Annotated in this window: 13 protein-coding genes; 6 read left to right on the top strand and 7 right to left on the bottom strand. The window is 41.5% G+C overall.

Translation table 11 applies throughout. From position 1 onward, the window contains the following. The first annotated feature begins 21 nt into the window (after positions 1-21). Positions 22-126: a helix-turn-helix domain-containing protein gene (locus tag FSB73_RS27845; RefSeq protein ID WP_158639652.1), complete on the top strand. Its 105-nt coding sequence runs from the start codon at positions 22-24 to the stop codon at positions 124-126. A 128-nt stretch (positions 127-254) separates the two neighbouring features. Here FSB73_RS27845 and FSB73_RS21345 read toward each other — a convergent pair whose 3' ends face one another. The 6 genes from FSB73_RS21345 to FSB73_RS23405 form a co-directional block, all read right to left on the bottom strand. Further along, on the bottom strand, positions 255-1871 hold the full coding sequence (locus tag FSB73_RS21345; RefSeq protein WP_225974251.1) for a SusD/RagB family nutrient-binding outer membrane lipoprotein: 1617 nt from the start codon (positions 1869-1871) through the stop codon (positions 255-257). Positions 1872-1930: 59 nt separating this feature from the next. Next, positions 1931-2302, bottom strand: coding sequence for a hypothetical protein (locus FSB73_RS21340; RefSeq protein ID WP_146786981.1), 372 nt, complete (start codon positions 2300-2302; stop codon positions 1931-1933). Then, complete coding sequence (locus tag FSB73_RS21335; RefSeq protein ID WP_146786978.1) at positions 2299-5283, bottom strand: SusC/RagA family TonB-linked outer membrane protein; 2985 nt, start codon at positions 5281-5283, stop codon at positions 2299-2301. The genes FSB73_RS21340 and FSB73_RS21335 overlap by 4 nt, the downstream gene beginning before the upstream one ends. A gap of 130 nt (positions 5284-5413) precedes the next feature. Next, on the bottom strand, positions 5414-5791 hold the full coding sequence (locus FSB73_RS27100; RefSeq protein ID WP_262712413.1) for an ROK family protein: 378 nt from the start codon (positions 5789-5791) through the stop codon (positions 5414-5416). Next, the gene (locus tag FSB73_RS27095) at positions 5704-6621 is read right to left on the bottom strand and encodes an ROK family protein (protein WP_262712412.1); all 918 of its coding nucleotides are present in this window, start codon (positions 6619-6621) and stop codon (positions 5704-5706) included. The genes FSB73_RS27100 and FSB73_RS27095 overlap by 88 nt, the downstream gene beginning before the upstream one ends. Positions 6622-7575: 954 nt before the next feature. Continuing rightward, positions 7576-7734 carry a hypothetical protein gene (locus FSB73_RS23405; protein WP_158639651.1) on the bottom strand — a complete coding sequence of 53 codons (159 nt, stop codon included), beginning with the start codon at positions 7732-7734 and terminating at the stop codon, positions 7576-7578. Positions 7735-7966: 232 nt separating this feature from the next. On the opposite strand from FSB73_RS23405, the gene FSB73_RS21325 reads away from it, so the two are divergent. The 4 genes from FSB73_RS21325 (at position 7967) to FSB73_RS21310 (ending at position 12493) form a co-directional block, all read left to right on the top strand. Further along, a complete protein-coding gene (locus tag FSB73_RS21325; protein ID WP_146786975.1) occupies positions 7967-8938 on the top strand; it encodes an aldo/keto reductase in 972 nt (323 codons plus the stop codon). A gap of 84 nt (positions 8939-9022) precedes the next feature. Next, on the top strand, positions 9023-10195 hold the full coding sequence (locus tag FSB73_RS21320) for a mandelate racemase/muconate lactonizing enzyme family protein (RefSeq protein ID WP_146786971.1): 1173 nt from the start codon (positions 9023-9025) through the stop codon (positions 10193-10195). A gap of 44 nt (positions 10196-10239) precedes the next feature. Further along, positions 10240-11808: a sodium:solute symporter family transporter gene (locus tag FSB73_RS21315; RefSeq protein WP_146786968.1), complete on the top strand. Its 1569-nt coding sequence runs from the start codon at positions 10240-10242 to the stop codon at positions 11806-11808. Between the two features lie 175 nt (positions 11809-11983). Continuing rightward, positions 11984-12493 carry an L-rhamnose mutarotase gene (locus FSB73_RS21310; RefSeq protein ID WP_146786965.1) on the top strand — a complete coding sequence of 170 codons (510 nt, stop codon included), beginning with the start codon at positions 11984-11986 and terminating at the stop codon, positions 12491-12493. A gap of 114 nt (positions 12494-12607) precedes the next feature. Here the strand turns inward: FSB73_RS21310 and FSB73_RS21305 are convergent, their stop codons facing one another. Next, entirely contained in the window at positions 12608-13480 is an 873-nt protein-coding gene (locus FSB73_RS21305; protein WP_146786962.1) for an AraC family transcriptional regulator, read from the bottom strand. A gap of 726 nt (positions 13481-14206) precedes the next feature. On the opposite strand from FSB73_RS21305, the gene FSB73_RS21300 reads away from it, so the two are divergent. After that, positions 14207-17494, top strand: a complete 3288-nt coding sequence (locus FSB73_RS21300; protein WP_146786959.1) for a glycoside hydrolase domain-containing protein — start codon at positions 14207-14209, stop codon at positions 17492-17494. Positions 17495-17542 lie beyond the last annotated feature (48 nt).

Raw genomic sequence — 17542 nt, 5'->3', positions numbered from 1 at the left:
GAAAAATTTGCCAATTTAATTTTGAAACGCCTTCGTGAGTTAGGGTGGAGTCAAAATGACTTAGCTGAGAAAATGGAGGTGAGGCCTCGACTAGTTAATCAATGGGTGAAGGGGTTAATACGCTAAACTTCTAGGAATTCATGTAAAAAATTAAAAAAAGGGTAGATAACTTTCTTATAATTATCTACCCCTTCCTTATTGGATTTGGTGTTGGTTGTAATCCATTCTTTTAGGTGCTATTAGCATAAATGGTGCTAATTCACGTCCCAGAAGATCTTCGTGGTCAGATTATCCTTAGCTTTAACTTTTTCATAGTTGGCCGTATTGAAACTACTTTCATTTGTAGGATAGGTCCATCTATTAGGAGGCAGCTTCTGCAGAGAATTCGCATTATCCGGCAAAAAGGTAAATTCAGGTAGTTTTAACCTGCGTTGTTCTGCCCAACTCTCAATGGGTTCCAGAACACTATAATTGATCCATTTCTGAGTGGCAATTAAATTTAATTTGCCTTTTTGGGTACTCTGTGCGTCCCAGCTGATATCGCCGTCAGCTAAATAATTATTAATCTCCTGATTGGTTGTGGGCGTGACCGCACCTTCGGTATTATCACTGCTGATGGCCCTTAAATTATAATAAAAGGCGATGGACTGACGAATACCCGTTTCATAGGTAGCCTTTGCCTGGGCTGCATTGCTATTATCCAAGTAGTATTCTGATAACAGGAAATTGACCTCAGCAGCATCTATCAAAATCCCTGGTATATTCAGGTTATAGGTAAGCGTAGAGTAGTTATACCTGGACACCTTAGCTGCATTATAGGTATTCTGTTGCAAGGTCTGGTTCTGGGTAGGATCCAATCCGACGTATTTACCGTTAGTACTGTCTCCTGGTTGAAACATGACCCTCAAGCGGGGATCGCTGCTGCTATTCATCAGATCGATCATCGCCTTGCTGGGAACGTCGCCGCCGCCCCAGCCGTAAAGGCCAGTATAGAATGACGATTCTTGCCCTGTAGAAGATCCGTTATTGATCCCAGAAATCGTATTACCACCTACTGTTACACTGTTCAGATTATACACCCTGATCAGGGCATTGTCATCATTGGTCAGGATCAGCGGATATTTGCTCGGACTGGCTAGAATAGCCCCGATTTCCTGGCTTACCCTCGATTTAAACGCCGCTACACCTGATACACGCATCAGTAATCTAAGTCTCAGAGAATTGCAATATTTTGCCCATAAGGTAACATCACCATTATTGATAAAATCCTGGCTTTTGATGACAGTAGCCACTGCCGGAGCAAGGGTCATGGTACTTAAATCATCTGCGTAGCCTTTGAGTTGATCCAGCATCGTGGTGTAAATTGAATCAGCTGGGTCGTATTTTGCATAAGACGCATTGTAATCCCCTTTATTCGTACTCAGAAGTCCGGCCTGAGACCAGGGAATGTCCCCGTGTAAATCTACCTGCTTTTGGGTCATGTCATCATAGAAGATGGTGGCTGCTATTAAATAGATCTTTTTAGCTGCCTGATCCTCTGGACTTAAATTGTTATATATGTTGAGAAAGTCTTTATACTGGGCCAGAAATGTATAGTAATTCTGCCAGCGGCCGCTAACGGCTGCCGCACCTGGAACATATCTGCCATTGGTATTAATGACCCCCACAGCCTGTGTCCAGGGTAAACAAGTATTCTGTAAAGTGACAAAATAATTACTATACCGGTACATGGTATAATCCAGGTTTGCCGTCAGTACCCCCGCAAATTGCTTTTCAAGCGTGGTCTGATTCAGTGTGCTGGGTTGAGCGTAGGCGTCTGCAAAATCGCTCTTGGTGCAGGAAGTAAGTCCGGCTATCCCGCGATTAGACAAGACGATAGAAATAAAATATACTTTTTCATAATAATATTTTTAATGTAGGAGGTGTTGGGTTAAAAATTTGCTTTCAGGGTGATGCCATACGTTCTGGAAGCCGGCTGGCTTCCTGCATTATTGGCATTGCCATAAAAGTTATTTGAAACGGTCAACTGTTCTGGATCCAGATCTTTTAATGTCCGGTAGAAGAAAAACAAGTTTCTGCCGATCAAAGAAACAGATAAATGATTGGCCTTGATCTTAGAAGCGATCTTGTCAGAGAAATTGTAAGTCAAGGCAATTTCTCTCATTTTTATATAATCATTCTTTTTAATAAAATAATTATATAAAGCGTTGGGAGAATATTGTGGTCCGCCCCAGTTGTATACATTATTAAAATAAAAAGCCTGAGAGATGACATTGGAGTTTTGGTTACCATCACTATTCACCCTGGAAGCATCATGCCGTCATTATATACGGTTTCTCCATTAGGCCCTGCTGTCCCTGAAGTCTGTACGCCTTTGCCATTGGCATCTAAGTAATAGCTTAAACCGCCATGTGCTTTATCCATATGGTATAAACTGGCCTCGGTTATACCACGACTGTTCATCCAGAAAATTCCGGTAGGGATTACATGACCGCCATAACGGTAGTCGATGGAGAAATTGAGCTGGAAGTTCTTGTAGGTAAAAGTATTGATAAAGCCGCCGTAACCTTTAGATTGGATGGATCCATAAGACTCCATTTTGTTTGGATCCTGCTCGTATAAACCAGCGTCGTCCACAATCAGATTACCCTTATCATCTTTTAGTAATGGGTGCGCCATGATTTCCCCGGCAGGATGGCCGACTCTGGCGACGATTTGGTAGGCATTACCATCATAATCTCCATAAATGATGCTATTGGAGTTTTCAGAGATGGCTACTACTTTATTGGAGTAGTTGGCATAGTTCAGTATAAAGCTCCATTTAAAATCCTTCAGGTCTATTGGTGTTGCATTCAGACTTAGTTCAAAACCTTTATTTGACAACTTACCTACATTGTTTAATTGGGAAACAGCTCCTTGGCTATAGGCTAGCGCCAGGTTCAGGATCTGGTCATTGATGGTATTGGTAAAGAAAGTCGCATCAAATCCCAGTCTGCTATGTAGTAATTGTCCGGTCAGCCCAAATTCATATTCATTTTTCTTTTCCGGACGTATATTTAAATTTCCGTAAATATTGAAGTTGGTATTGGTCGTTAATACTGGACTAGTTCCTGGAGCCTGTGTGCCCCAGTTGGCCGGTAGGTAAGCCACATTTGCCTTATAAGGATCGGGATAATTACCCACAATACCCCAGGAAGCGCGAAGTTTTAAATAATTGATCGTTTCGGGTAGTTTAAAGGCATCAGAGATAATAAAACCGGCATTCGCAGATGGATAAACAAAAGAATTGTTATCCGGATTCATCGTAGAGGTTCTGTCTCTTCTAATCGTTCCTTCTGCATACAGGTAATTATGGTAATTGATATTAACGGTACCTATGATTGCATCTTTGACGATTTCAAGTGGAGGAGCACTAGGGTTGCTGATGGGGTTAGCGGTAGCAGCCAGATCAAACCAATTTTCAGAGCTTAGACCACCATTGGTATAAATGCTTGTATTCTGTCCTTTTTCCTTGTCGGCCGTGTAAAAAGCAGTAGCTGTCAGGTCAAAGTCGGGGCTTAGTTTTGTATTATATTCCATCATAACATCCGCATGCAGCATATTATAATACACGTTTTGCACCCCATAATTACCGGAGGCACCATAGACGATCGGCTGCGTGGAGCTTTGTTTGTCGTAGATATTGGTGTTGGTGTAATCAGTAGAGACCCTGCCTCTTAATTTAAGCCCTTTGGTAATGGTCCAGCTATCGGTAATGGACGCTATCAGGCGGTTCTCATACTCATCATAGATATCCTTATTGACATTCCACATATAATCCAGGATATCGGTCATATAACTCGGGATATGTATATTTTCATCTGGTGTCAGGCTCTGGGTGGTATTTAATACATATTTATACCCCAGACTGGTCTGGTACTTGTTGCGATACCAGTCCCCATTGTCAAATACAGGCATCATCCCTGTAAAGTTATTGATCATTCTATCGATCAAATAAGGCCGGTTATGTACATGCAGGTTATAATAGTTGCCAATTATCTGCAAGTCATTGTTTTTACCCAGGTGTAAGGTACTGTTTAAGCTAAAAGACATTTTATCATTTTTGCTGCCAATACTTAGTCCTTCTGTATGTTGATTGGTAACAGAGAACCGGGTAGACTGTACGGCAGAGTTGCTGCTGATGGCCACAGTCTGTGTACTATTGTTGGCCTTCTGGAACAGGTTTTTATATCTGTCCGGCTGGGCAGAGTAGGGACGAACCACCCCATCCCAGGCAATAATTGGTTTACCATCAAACACGGGCCCGAAGTTTAGGTTACCTTGTACCAGGGCTCTATACATATTGCCATTGGCATCCGCATACTGCTGGGTATTAAATCCATTGGCATCTGAGGTGTAATAACCGGGTACCTGGCTAGGAAAGCCGGTTCCTCTGGTATTTTGGAATCTGGGCAGATAAGCCACCTGATCCTGGAAGTAATTGGCATTTACGTCCACTGAAAAGCCTTTCTTATTGTTTTTGCCACTTTTAGTAGTGATCATTACCACGCCATTGACCCCTTCGGATCCATATAACGCTGCGGCAGCAGCGCCTTTAAGGACCGTAATATTTTCAATGTCTTCCGGGTTAATGTCTACGATACCGTTATTGCGCTCCCTTTGGTCACCCCAATAGTTGCCACTGTTAAAGGCGCCATCACGAATGGGGACACCATCCATAATGATCAGGGGCGTTGTTTTGCCCAGCATGGAGTTGACACCCCTTAATTGCATGTATACCCCTGAGGTGGAACCGCCTGGTGCAGCCTGAATCTGCAGACCTGGTACCTTACCATAAAGAGCCGTAGCAAAATTGGTCGTTCCTGTCCGGGTAATATCATCTGATTTTACCGTGGTGGCCGCATAACCCAGGGACCGCTCCGATCTTTTCATACCAAAGGCCGTCACCACGACATCGGTTCCCGCCTCATTCGTTTGGGCCGATAAGGAAACGTTTATTTCGTCTTGATTTACGATCACCGTTTTGGTCTCATAACCCACATACATAAAAGTGAGGGTCGTACCATCTTTAGCTTTGATCTGGTAGTGGCCATCTGTCCCGGAGATAACATTTCCTTTGGGATCATTGACGGAAACGGTTACACCCGGTAGGCCGGTACCTAAACTGTCGGTTATTTGTCCACTTACAGTGCGGACTGTCTGGGCAAAACTGCTGTTTTGCAGACATAAGGCAATGGTCATTAAGAGCAAAGCCTTAAAAAAGGATAGATTTGATTTTTTCATAGTCAAATTTTCAAGGTGAGTAGGATAATTTAATTTGCGTACGTAAATAAAAAAAATTGAGTTACGTGTTCATATTAAGTGATTGTGATTTTGAATTTTAATGGGAGATTTTAATTCGAGTTATTGATATTTAAGTGATTGCCGTAATTTTTTGGATGTCTGACTCCTTGATTTGATCTATGGCGAGAATAGATGCCCCTATGAGCTCTGCATTATGGCCCAAACTGGACATTTCAAGCGTTGTCGTCAGCAGCCTGGGAATGCAAAACTCATTTAAAGCGCGTTTAATAGGTGGCGGCCAGAGCGTGGCGCAACTGGAGCATCGACCGCTGAGAATCACACTTTCCGGATTGAAGAGGTGAATCAAAATAGCGATACCGCGGCCAATGTTATAGGCTACATCAGAGACGATCTCTACGGTCAGAGAATCTCCACGACGGGCAGCTTCCAGAAAATGACTGCTTTTGAGCTCATAATCGCCGCTTTCAAGTATGCTGGTATTGAGCAAAGAGGCCTACCGCTACCTATCTCCTGAAGTGCTTTTTTAATCATATATAACAGGGAGGTTTCTGTTTCCAGGCAGCCTGTTTTGCCGCAGCTGCATAGTTTTCCGTTTTTAAAGACAGGGATATGGCTGAACTCCCCTGCAAATCCATTGGCGCCTCTGAATATATGCCCATCGATGAGCATGCCCAGGCCAATGCCCCAACTAAGATTAATGACCATGACATTTTTTTTCTTTTGTGCTTTACCAAAATGATACTCTGCCAGTCCGATGGCAGTAGAGTCATTTTCAATAAAGGCAGGCAAGCCAATCTCATTTTGTAGGGAGGTCGTTATCCCTTCTCCCATAAAGGTATAATTGGCCCCCATTTGGGCATTGATAAACCCTGGCATGGCGATACCAATACCGATGATCTTTTCTTTGGCAATTGTTGCCGTTGTAATCGTTTTTTGAATGGCGGCAGTCAATACTTCGAGTGCGGCCCCGTGGTTACTGCCCTGGTTGTCTAATAAAAGTTCAAGTTTTTGGACTTTGCCAACCTGCTGCTTGAGCGCATTATAAATACAGATGCGGGTAACAAACTGATCCATGGCCACAGCAACTGTATAAAAACTATCTGCAGGAAGGCTATAGGTCATGGAGCGGCGCCCGCCGCTCGATTCTGCATAGCCCTTTTCAATGACAAGGCCGTCACTTAGTAATATTTCCAGTGTTTTCACCACCAACGTGTAACTCTTACTTATTTGCACGCTAAGCTCCGTACAGGAAAGCGTGCCTGCATAGTACAGCGCTTTAATGATGCTTTTTTTATAGAAATCGTTTTTTAAGGCCATTGTTTCAATGTTTCTAAGTAGGTTTTAAAGTTTATGTTTATTGTTAAACTAATAATTAAAGATATAATTACTTTTTGTTTTTTAGAATAACCTTTAAGAAAATATTTTATAAAATGATTCTACAAAACAGTTAAATATTTACAATGTATTGATAATCAATTAACATTCTGTTGGATATTTAAAAAGAAAAAAAGGAAAACTGTGTTTAAGATCGTTTTGGTCAAGATATCACTTTAGCAGTTTCATAAAGTTTGAAGGAATGCTTCTGCATTTTCGACTCACCTTTTCTAAGAATCATCCAATATCCGGTTAACTTGAATTACAACTTTTTCAAAGCATTGATTTTATTGATTGTTGAAGGGTTTTAGGTCGGTGATGATTTGAAGAGTCAATTTTTGTATATTATTGGTAATCAATAAAGTAGTGAATTTTATATAATTAGCCTTTTTCCTATTTAATTCGTGAACTTGAGCAAATGATTAGACAAAATCGATTTGAGAAACAGTGGAAACGTTGACATAAAAATGCGGTATTGTTGGATAACAGAGAAATTCTGGAAGGTTTACTTTTAACCTTATTGCTCATTTTGGCAAGATTTAAGTAGGTTGTAACTGTATTGCGGAAATTGCAAGGTAGGTGAAAAAGGAATGAATGTTTGAGTAAAATAAGGTTCAATCCATAGGATTCCTTAGCATGCCTTTTGCAAGAAATTCTGTCGTTTTAATAGCAGGCTTCCATGAAAAAGGCCACTATCATTGCAACCGATAAATGGTTATGACCACTTAGGCGAACTTTTACTTTATTTTTTTTTGTGAAAAAGGTTTTTAATTTCTTACGTTCACTATGACCGTCTCCTATTAATACTTGTGTGGTGGTTGCTAAAACGGGGAAATGGGAAATCAGCAAGGTAGGGGTACCTTTAGGCAATTTCTTCATCGTGCCAACCAACAATCCCTACTTCTCTTCATCGAGTAAGATTTTCTCATTATTCCCGTCCTGGGTAATAAAAAACCAGTTTTCTTTTTGGAAATTAAAATATCGATTAGGTGTTTTAAGCTGTTTGAAGGCATAATACTTTTCGTACATTGTATCCTGTCTTAAGTTGCCTTCCACCAGGAGCATGATTTACAATACAACTATGCACTTCATAATTTTCCAGGGTAGTCAAACAATTGCCTTTTAATTAAAATCTTTTGGTGTCGGTCATGATAAAATGAGGTTTTACTTAAGGTAAATTTAAGCCAATAGGCGCGGTCGGCAAAATACCATAAGTAAGAATCAATATAAGGGAAGTTCTTATGATTTAAATGGAATAGTTTTACCATTTGAAACAATTAATTGTGAAATGGACGAACAGTACGGATCAGATAAAACATTGGAACGCTATATATTAGGCACTGCAGGTTTAGGAGGTGTCTGGCGCCCGGTCGATCCAAGGGAGTCTGTAAAAGCTATTATTTATGCGCTCCAATCAGGAATAACGCAGATAGATACTGCCCCGGCTTATGGAGACGCAGAATCCTTTGTTGGTGAGGCGATCCGGGAGTGGAAAGCCGAAACAAAAACAAAAAGAAAAAGAGAAGGAGAAGCAGAAGGAGAAGGGGAAAGTAAACGTTTCAGGCCGCAGCTCAGTACGAAAGTGGGGCGCCTAAAAGGCTACGCTTCTGACCGGGGTAATTATGATTATAGTCATGGTAGAATGGAAAAAAGCCTGGAGAACAGTCTTTCAACCCTGGGTGTTAACTGCATTGATACTTTATTTTTACATGAACCTGCAGCTATTCCTTCCGGTGAAATCCAACAGGCCGTGAAAGCCATGGTTCGGTTTAAGGAGCAGGGATATGCCAAAAAAGTCGGACTGGGAGGAAATTATCCACCAGCTTTTAAAGGGTTTATTGAGGACGGCATTTTTGATACAGTCATGGAATATAACCGTTTAAACGGCTGCCACCTGGATGCATTAGAGACTAGTTTACTGCTATGTGTCAAGCAAGGGGTTGATTTTTGGGCGGCAAGTCCTTTACATATGGGGCTGCTCGGGAGTCAATTTGCCAAGTTTGTCGCCCAAAAGCCAGATTGGTTACCGTCAAAAGATATTGCAACAGCCTGCCGGGTTAAACTACTGGCCGATAAATGGGGTTTTAGCTTACCTGAACTGGCCTTTCAGTTTATCAAAAAAATCCCGCAACCTTTTAAGATCGTTATTGGGGCTTCTAATCAAACTGAATTAGACAACACCCTCGGCTATATAAAGGCGCCCCCGCTTAAAGAACCATTATACAGGCAAATGTTTGGTGCTTTACAAAATAAATACTGATATATATACATATATATATTAAAAAATAAATGAAAATGAATTTTAGACGCGTCCAAAAGGAAATAGAAACCATAAATTATTAAGATGCATCAGATAGACAAGGAGGTATTTAAAATCATGCGTGCTGAGATCAGGGTGCTGGCTCCCGTAAAAACGGTGTTGCCTTTTCAGGATTCAACAATGGGGCCATTTAATTCATTTGGTCTGTCTATTCTAACCTTGGAGGATGATCAAGGAAATATAGGCGAAGCGCCCGTTTTCAGCACCTATATTAATATTCTGGAACAGTGTTTATTTCCGATTCTATTTCACAGCGATAATATTGCCTATAAAGAACTGTATCATTTGCTGTACTGGTCCATTCGTAATGAGGGATTCAGGGGCCAGGCATCTGCCCTGTTAGGGCAACTTGATATGGCCTTATATGATCTGGCAGCCAGACGCAAAAAGCAACCATTATATAAGTATCTGAATGGTACCACCAATCAGGTAAAGATATATGGGAGTGGTGGTGGAACGAATTATAGTTATCAGGAACTTGAACAGGAGCTGGCCATGTTTATGAACATGGGTATTGATTGTGTAAAAATGAAAGTCGGGCGGCAATTTGGCCTTCAAATGGACGAAGACGTGGAAAGAGTAAGGTTTGTACGCAAGTATGTGGGCGATCAGATTCGTTTAGCTGTGGATGCGAACCAGATATGGACTTGCACGCAGGCCATGGAATTTATGCATAGGGTGGAGGATTTAAATATTGCCTGGATGGAAGAACCCGTTCATTCAGCCGCTTATGCTGACATTGAGCAAATTTGTAAAATATCGCCTATTAAAATTGCCTATGGTGAGTCCGAAAGAACCGCTAAAATGTTCCCAGCACTTATTAATGCAGGGGTAAAGCATTTGCAACCTGTACCTACACAATTGGGAGGTATCGCAGAATGGCTGGAGATTAAGGAGCTGGCGCAAAATGCAAAAGTCGACTTTAGCTCAGGTGGCTACTCCCTGTATACGGCCTCTTTAATGACGACCGCTCCTAATGGCTTTATGGTAGAATATTTACACCCGATTATGTACTGTCTGGAGCAGTATTTTATGATTCACCCCAAATGCGTCAAAGGTGAATTTGTCATCCCGGAAATAGAGGGGTTGCCCATTCGCATTGATTGGGCCTACTGGCAAAAACGAAATAAAATTATTATGAACAGAGTTTGGACCAGAGACCAGATGAGTGCCTACAATCCGGCAGTAACCATGTAACCGGTTCAACAGATGAACCTAAATAATAAAACAAAAAATATTCTGTGCATATAGCTTTAGACCGAATTGACATCATTGTACTTGCCCTGTATGGGGTCATATTAATGTTGACGGGCTTTTACTTGAATAACAAAAGTAAAAGTAATGACGCTGATATCTTTTTGGGCGGCAAATCACTCAAATGGTGGCAGATAGGCTTTTCGCTATTTAGTGCAAATGCTGGACCTACTATGTTAATTGGGTTTGCCGGTATTGGCTTTTCACAAGGCGTGGTTGGTAGTAATTTTGAATGGCTGGCCTGGATTTTTATAATGCTTTTGGCGATGTTTTTTTTGCCACATTATCTGGCTACAAAGGTCAGTACCATGCCACAGTTCCTGCGGCTACGCTTTGGCCAAAAGTCCTATAATTTTCTGATCATTTACAGCCTTATTTCTATTTTGTTTGTATGGCTGGGCAGTGCTTTATATGCAGGTGGATTAATTTTGTCGCAAATATTCAATTGTTCTTTAATGACAGCGATTATTGTGATCACTGCCATCGCCACTAGTTTTACCGCCGTAGGCGGTTTAAAGGCGGTCGTTCGAACAGGCATTTTTCAATCGATCATAATTATATTATCTTCCATAACCTTAACGTATCTGGGACTTAGAGAAATTGGCGGTGTAAAGTCCTTTGTGAAGGCCGTCCCGGATAATTATTGGAAGCTATTTCGTCCAGCCTCAGATCCAGAGTATTCCTGGATTGCAATTGTTTTAGGGTATCCGGTAGTAGGTATTTATTACTGGTGCGCCGACCAAACCATCGTACAAAAGGTACTAGCTGCCAAAAACATTAAACAAGGACAATACGGCGCCTTGTTTTTGGCCTTTTTAAAGATTATTATGCCGCTCATCTTTATTTTCCCGGGTATTATGTGCTATGTTTTATACAAGGATACTGCACAATCAGATAATGCCTACATGACACTGGTAGAAAATTTAATGCCCCATGGCCTGATGGGCCTTTGCCTGGCGGCAATTATCGCGGCCTTAATAGACACAGTTTCATCCGCCTTAAATTCTTTTAGCACGGTCTTTACCCTGGATGTCGTTGGCAGAATTAAACCTATGACAGTACTGGCCAACCGAAAAATGGGCAAATGGATCACCGTGGCTGCTGCCCTTATGGCCATTGGGGTGGCTTATTTATTTTCCCGTTCCGGCAAAGGTTTTTTTGAATTGACCCAAGGACTGGTTTCTATACTGGCACCGCCCTTATCTGTCGCTTTTTTAGCGGGCATATTTTGGAAAAGGGTCGGAAGCCGGGCCATTGAGACGGTTTTATATGGCGGCGGTGCCATTTGTCTTGTGGTAGGTCTTTGTCATGTACTCAATTATCCTTACCCAGGATTTTGGCCTCATTTTTTAATATTGTCCGTATACCTTTTCGTAGGTCTTTGTTTGGTGGTCGTAATTATGACACTGTTGACCAAACCGGTACCGGGCGGCCATACCTTTCCTTCTATATTGGAAACCAACATAAATGCGGGTCATAGAACAACTAAGGTGTGGTTGTGGTGGCTATTACTAGCTGTTATTATGACTATTATTTATTTATCTTCCGCTAAATAGGTGGAGACTTTTAGCATTGCAAGCAAGTAGCAATCTGGCAACAAACCGTCTGTTACAATTTAACTTTGGTTTTTATTTAATAGATTTGTCAAGTGTACTGGAAAAGTAAGACATATGGACAAACAACCTGAGGTATTAAAAACTTCGGGCAAAAGGCGTTCTTAAAAAAAATATAATGAAAACAGTAATACAAAAAGGGGTTTATGGATTACTACTGATAACGGGACTGGGCTTAATGGCCTGTAATCAGCGTACAAATACCGCCAAAGAAAAATCAGGTAAGGATTCAAGTGCTCAGTTAACTATAAATACAAGTATCAGAGAAGGTACGCAAGCCACAAAATGGGAGCAGCACGTATTTGTGGTAAATATTGTACCTGATTCAGCCAGACTTGCAAAATATCTAAGCTATCATCAGCATATCTGGCCCGAAGTGGAGGCTGGTTTTAAAAAGGCAGGTTATAAAGAAATTTCGGTTTCCAGGTTTAAAAATCTCCTTGTTATGACTGTAATTATTCCTCAGGGGGCAAATTTGGATAGCATGAGTAAGATTGCGGAAGCGTCTAATCCGAAATGTGCAGAGTGGAACCGGCTTATGGATCAATTTCAAAGAGGTGTATCAGGCACAGCGCCTGGTCAGAAATGGGTGGAAGCAAAACAGTTTTACCATTTTGAAAATAAATAAAGGATTATGCCTTACAATAGCCTTGCATCGCTGTACTTTATATGACTTTCATTTTTGGAGATGGTTAACCTGGCTGGTTTAATAATGGTTATGCATATTATTGATTGAATTTGGTTAGTCCTGTTCCACCATAAGGTAACTTTTGATAAATTCCTTTGGAGAGAGGCCTTTCATCTCCTTAAAATGCTTATTAAAATTAGAAATATTGTTATAACCGCTATTATAACAGGCCTCTGATACATTTAGCTTGCCCTCTAACAGCAATTTAGCCGCATGGCCGATACGGATTTCCTTTACAAAATCCGTCAAAGTCCGACCGGTTTTAAATTTAAAGAACCGGCAGAAGGCCGCTGGTGACATGGGCATAATGGCTGCCACCTCTTCGAGTGATATTTTTTCCTTGAAATTTTTGAAAATATAATCAAAAACTACGTTGATTTTATTCGCTTCACTGACGTTTTCAACGATATTGAACCCTGGCGAACCGAGCACCATACTGTTTTTTGAATTAGCCAGTAAATCAAGTAAGCGTAAAAACAAAGCGGAACGGGTCAGGCCTTTTTCATAGAGCATTTCCTGAAGAATTAATTTGGCCGAGCTGATGGTCTCGCCACTAAACCTGATGCCTTTGGCGGCGCTTGCCATCAGCCCCTGCAGATGTTTTGCTTCAGGGATTTGATATAAATCTTTACCTAAAAAGTCAGGAAAAAAATGAACGACGGTTGCATGTGGTTGTATGGAAGGATCCAGCGCCTGGTAGTATTGCCAGAGGTGAGGTAAGTAACTGGCCATGAGCACCAGTTCGGTACCTTTAAATTCTTCAATATGATCCCCGATAAAGCGTTTCCCGACGCAGTTTTCGATTAGTGCAATTTCATAATTGACATGACACTTAAAAGACTGATATTTTTTTAGTTCGATAAACTCGGACCGGACTGTAAATGACTGATCCGGTGGAAATGTGAAGTTTTCATAAATGAATTGCATAACATTAAATTTAGCAAATTATTACCTTACCCGTATACAATATTACAAAATATTGTTATCGATTGCAAAGAATTTTTAACGCAAACGATTGATCTTTTTGGTTAGCAAAAAAAATCAGTTCAATTCTACGGTTGAATTAATATTTTAGGATTCAAAAAAAAGGGTTTTGGCCTTTATTATAAAAGAAATCTGAGTTAACTTGTCCCAAATAAGCACCTATATAAATTACCCGGCTTGGCCTATAAACAGGGCGTTAGGTCTTTTTAGAAGATAGAAATTTTGCCATTAAGGAAAGCCCATCTGCTGTCTAGTCAGAATGAGGGCCACGATAGAAGAATATCCTATAAAACTGCCATACTATTTAGTTAAATTGGATGATTTTCTTTGGCCTGTTTTTCCAGGTCTATTCATATTTTCAAAAGAAAGATCAAAATAACTGAAGGGTGCTTTAAAAGATGAATATTAACACTTTATTGCATTTATTGCTCCTCTTGTCACCACTTTATAAGCAGCGCTGCCGAATATGCCGTACGGAACTTTTCATTCTCTTTTGTAGGCGCGGCCATTTGACTACACTTAGTTGCAGTCAGAGATGGAGTAAGATTGCGCTTTGGATCTGGCTGTCTACCGTTATTTTGATCATTATTTGTGTAATATTGATAAATTTAGACACAAGGAACATGGAAGAGGGAATCTTGCGTAAATTACCCCTCAATTTCATCAAAAATGAATGACCTAAAGCGTACAGTTTTCCCTAAAAGGTTTTTAAACCTGCTGACAGTTTTATTATTGCTATTGCTGTTTCAGTTAGGGCCAGGTAATTTAAGTGCGCAGCCTATTACCTACGGTACGGGTCACTGGGACCGTAGCCGTTTAGGCAATCACCGGGCTGTGATACAGGTATTTAGTAGCGACAAAGCGGTAGGGGTACATATTCCCTGGAGACGGGAAGATAACCCTACGGGTAAAAAGGTGATTCTTATTGATAGTAGTACGGGTACAATAATTAAGAATTTTACTTTTCAAGCAATTAGTGCAGCCTATGCTGATCTTGTCTTTCAGCCAGTTTCGGGAAAAGGCATTTATTATTTATATTATATGCCTTTTAATTCAACGGGGAGCACGTATTTTCCAAATACAGTGTATCCTGCTCAAAATGAATTAGACAGTTTGAGCGCTTCCTGGGAAAATCTAATGAAGCAAAATCCGCTGAAGGGAAAAGGCATATTGCAAAAAAGAGGCGCAGCCAGGACCTTGCGACTGGACGCAATCAATGAATTTAACCAGTTTTACCCCATGGAACTGGTGGCTAACCAAAATGAGGTGGATAAACTACGAACAGACAATCCAGGCAAAGATTTTCTGATATTCCCTGAAGATAGCAAGCATGCCATTCGCATGAAGGACCATATTCCATTGCGGTGGGCAAAAAAAGGGGATGATCCTGCCTTTTCAGCTGTGGCGCTCAAAAAACAATTTTTTGTCTTTCAGATCGGTGTATTTGCAGCCTTTAAGCCATTAAATCATCTGGAGCTACGTTTTCACGATTTAAAGGCTGCTGGAGGTAGTATTATTCCAGCCACAAGACTGCGCTGTTTTAACTTAGGTGGCACTAACTGGTTGGGTCAGCCTTTTACTAAAACCCTGACCCTGTCAAAAGACGAGGTACAGGCCCTATGGGTGGGCCTTGATCTTCCCAGACAACTGCCCGCCGGCCGCTATGAAGGGGTGATGGAGGTAACGGCTGATGACGCACAAACTCGGCAGATAAAACTGTCCATTCAGCTGAAAGACTCGGTACTGGAAGATAGAGGTTACTGCAATCTTTCCTCCATGGCCAGACTTAACTGGCTGGACAGTAAAATTGGCCTGGATGACAGCGTTTTTAAACCGTATAAGCCTATGCAAATTAAGGGTAAAACGATCAGCGTTCTGGGAAGAACGCTGCGCTTTAATCATTACGGCTTGCCAGAACAGATCACTAGTTATTTTACCGGCTCTAATGATCGCACAAACGGAGCGGCAAAGAAAATTCTCCATGCACCCGTTCAATTTATGGTGATTCAGGGAGGTAAGAAAATGACCTGGCAGGGAGCAGATCCGGTGGTGACCTCTAAGAGTCCAGGCGCCATTAGTTGGACAGGGACTTATACTGATCCTTTGACAAAGGCTAAATTGCAGATAGCCGCCAAAATGGAATGCGATGGCTATATCAATTACTTTGTTACATTACAGGCTACAAAGGATTTAGCGCTGGATGATCTGCAGCTGCAGATTCCTTATCGTCATAGCGCATCCAGATATATGATGGGACTAGGGGCTAAAGGCGGGTTTTGCCAGTCGCGGCTGGACTGGAACTGGAGCTGGGATAGCACCAGAGCCAATAATATGATTTGGATCGGTGATGTAAATGCGGGATTGCAATGCAAGCTAAAAAACCAGTCGCCAGACTGGTCCCTATATAATTTTAATAAGACCGGTCCTTATAAAGACTGGAGTAACAACGGTAAAGGCGGCTGCAGTGTGTCCAGACAAGCACCTGACAGCACTGTGTTGGTAAAAGCCTATACAGGTGCCAGAACCCTAGCAAAAGGACAGGAACTTCACCTGAATTTTGCTTTACTGATAACGCCAGTAAAGCCGTTGGATAATCACCATTTTACTGAGCGATATTTCCAGGCGGATCCGCCCATAAATCATTGGCAATCCGCAGCCCTGGAAAAAGGAGCCAATATTATGAACATTCATCAGGGGAATTCACTAAATCCATATATTAACTATCCATTTTTAACCGTGCCAGCCTTAAAAAAGTATATTGCAGAAAATCGCAGAAATGGAATCCGGACCAAACTATATTACACGGTTAGAGAACTCAGTAACCATGCGGCAGAAATCTGGGCATTAAGAAGCCTGGGTGATGAGGTTTTTACACCTGGGCTCGGAGCGCAGCTAGCCAATCAGTTTGAAGATGACGGCCTTGGCGGAAACCTTCATGCCACAGGCGGCAGTTGGATTGTTGAACACCTTAGAACTAAATATGATGCAGCCTGGCATACCCCATTGCCGGACGGAGAAAATGATATGGCTATCAGGACTGAGGGGCTTTCCCGTTGGCATAATTACTATTTGGAAGGCTTATCCTGGCTAATTAAAAATACAGGTGCCAGGGGTATTTATCTTGATGGGGTAGGTTATGATAGAGAGATTATGAAACGGGTTCGTAAAGTCATGGACAGGGCAGCTGACAGCTGTTTGATTGATTTTCATTCGGGTAATAATTTTTCGCCTTCTTACGGAATGAATAGCCCCATCAATCAGTATATGGAGCTATTGCCCTGTATCAATAGTCTATGGTTGGGTGAAGGGTATAATTATGACGAGTCTCCTGCCTATTATCTGACAGAAATCGCTGGTATTCCATTTGGGCTTTACAGTGAAATGCTCAATGGTTGTGGCAATGCATATCGAGGGATGATTTATGGGATGACTTCCAGATTAGGCTGGCTGGGCTGCGACCCATCTGCCCTGTGGAAGCTCTGGGACTATTTTGGTATTGAAAAATCAGAAATGATCGGCTACTGGGATCCGGATGTGCCCGTCACCAGTAGCCAGCAGGACGTAAAAGTGACGGTTTACCAAAAAAAGGATAAGATGCTGATCGCTTATGCCAGCTGGGCCAAAAAAGACGTACAGCTTGGCTTAAAATTACAAGGGCAGCACATGGACATGCATTCAAAAAATATCCGAATTTTTGCGCCAGACGTGCCGGGACTGCAAAGCTTCCACAGCTATAACGCTATTAAAGCCTTGCAATCCATCACTGTTAGCCCGGGGAAGGGTGGCTTTATCATTATTGAAAAAAGCAATGAAAAGGCAAGGCAAGGTAAAAACAATAAACAGGCAATAAAAGACAAAACAAAAAAACAAAAAGGCCATGCACCAGCAATGGATGCACCTCGTTTTAGGGGATATACTGCGTTTTGTCGGTTTATGGATGGATATGAATCGTTATAAATGGGTTTGAATGGCGTGGGGATATGAAAGGATTTATGGAGATTTCCG

This window comes from Arachidicoccus ginsenosidivorans (assembly GCF_007971385.1).
Taxonomy (GTDB): Bacteria; Bacteroidota; Bacteroidia; order Chitinophagales; family Chitinophagaceae; genus Arachidicoccus; species Arachidicoccus ginsenosidivorans.
This window is presented reverse-complemented; position numbering and strand designations above follow the sequence as displayed.

Excerpts from the sequence above, each read along its gene's own strand:
- FSB73_RS21335 (WP_146786978.1), bottom strand. The coding sequence starts at position 5,283 with ATGAAAAAATCAAATCTATCCTTTTTTAAGGCTTTGCTCTTAATGACC.
- FSB73_RS27095 (WP_262712412.1), bottom strand. The coding sequence starts at position 6,621 with ATGGCCTTAAAAAACGATTTCTATAAAAAAAGCATCATTAAAGCGCTG.
- FSB73_RS21325 (WP_146786975.1), top strand. The coding sequence starts at position 7,967 with ATGGACGAACAGTACGGATCAGATAAAACATTGGAACGCTATATATTA.
- FSB73_RS21300 (WP_146786959.1), top strand. The coding sequence starts at position 14,207 with ATGAATGACCTAAAGCGTACAGTTTTCCCTAAAAGGTTTTTAAACCTG.
- FSB73_RS21320 (WP_146786971.1), top strand. The coding sequence starts at position 9,023 with ATGCATCAGATAGACAAGGAGGTATTTAAAATCATGCGTGCTGAGATC.
- FSB73_RS21305 (WP_146786962.1), bottom strand. The coding sequence starts at position 13,480 with ATGCAATTCATTTATGAAAACTTCACATTTCCACCGGATCAGTCATTT.
- FSB73_RS21310 (WP_146786965.1), top strand. The coding sequence starts at position 11,984 with ATGAAAACAGTAATACAAAAAGGGGTTTATGGATTACTACTGATAACG.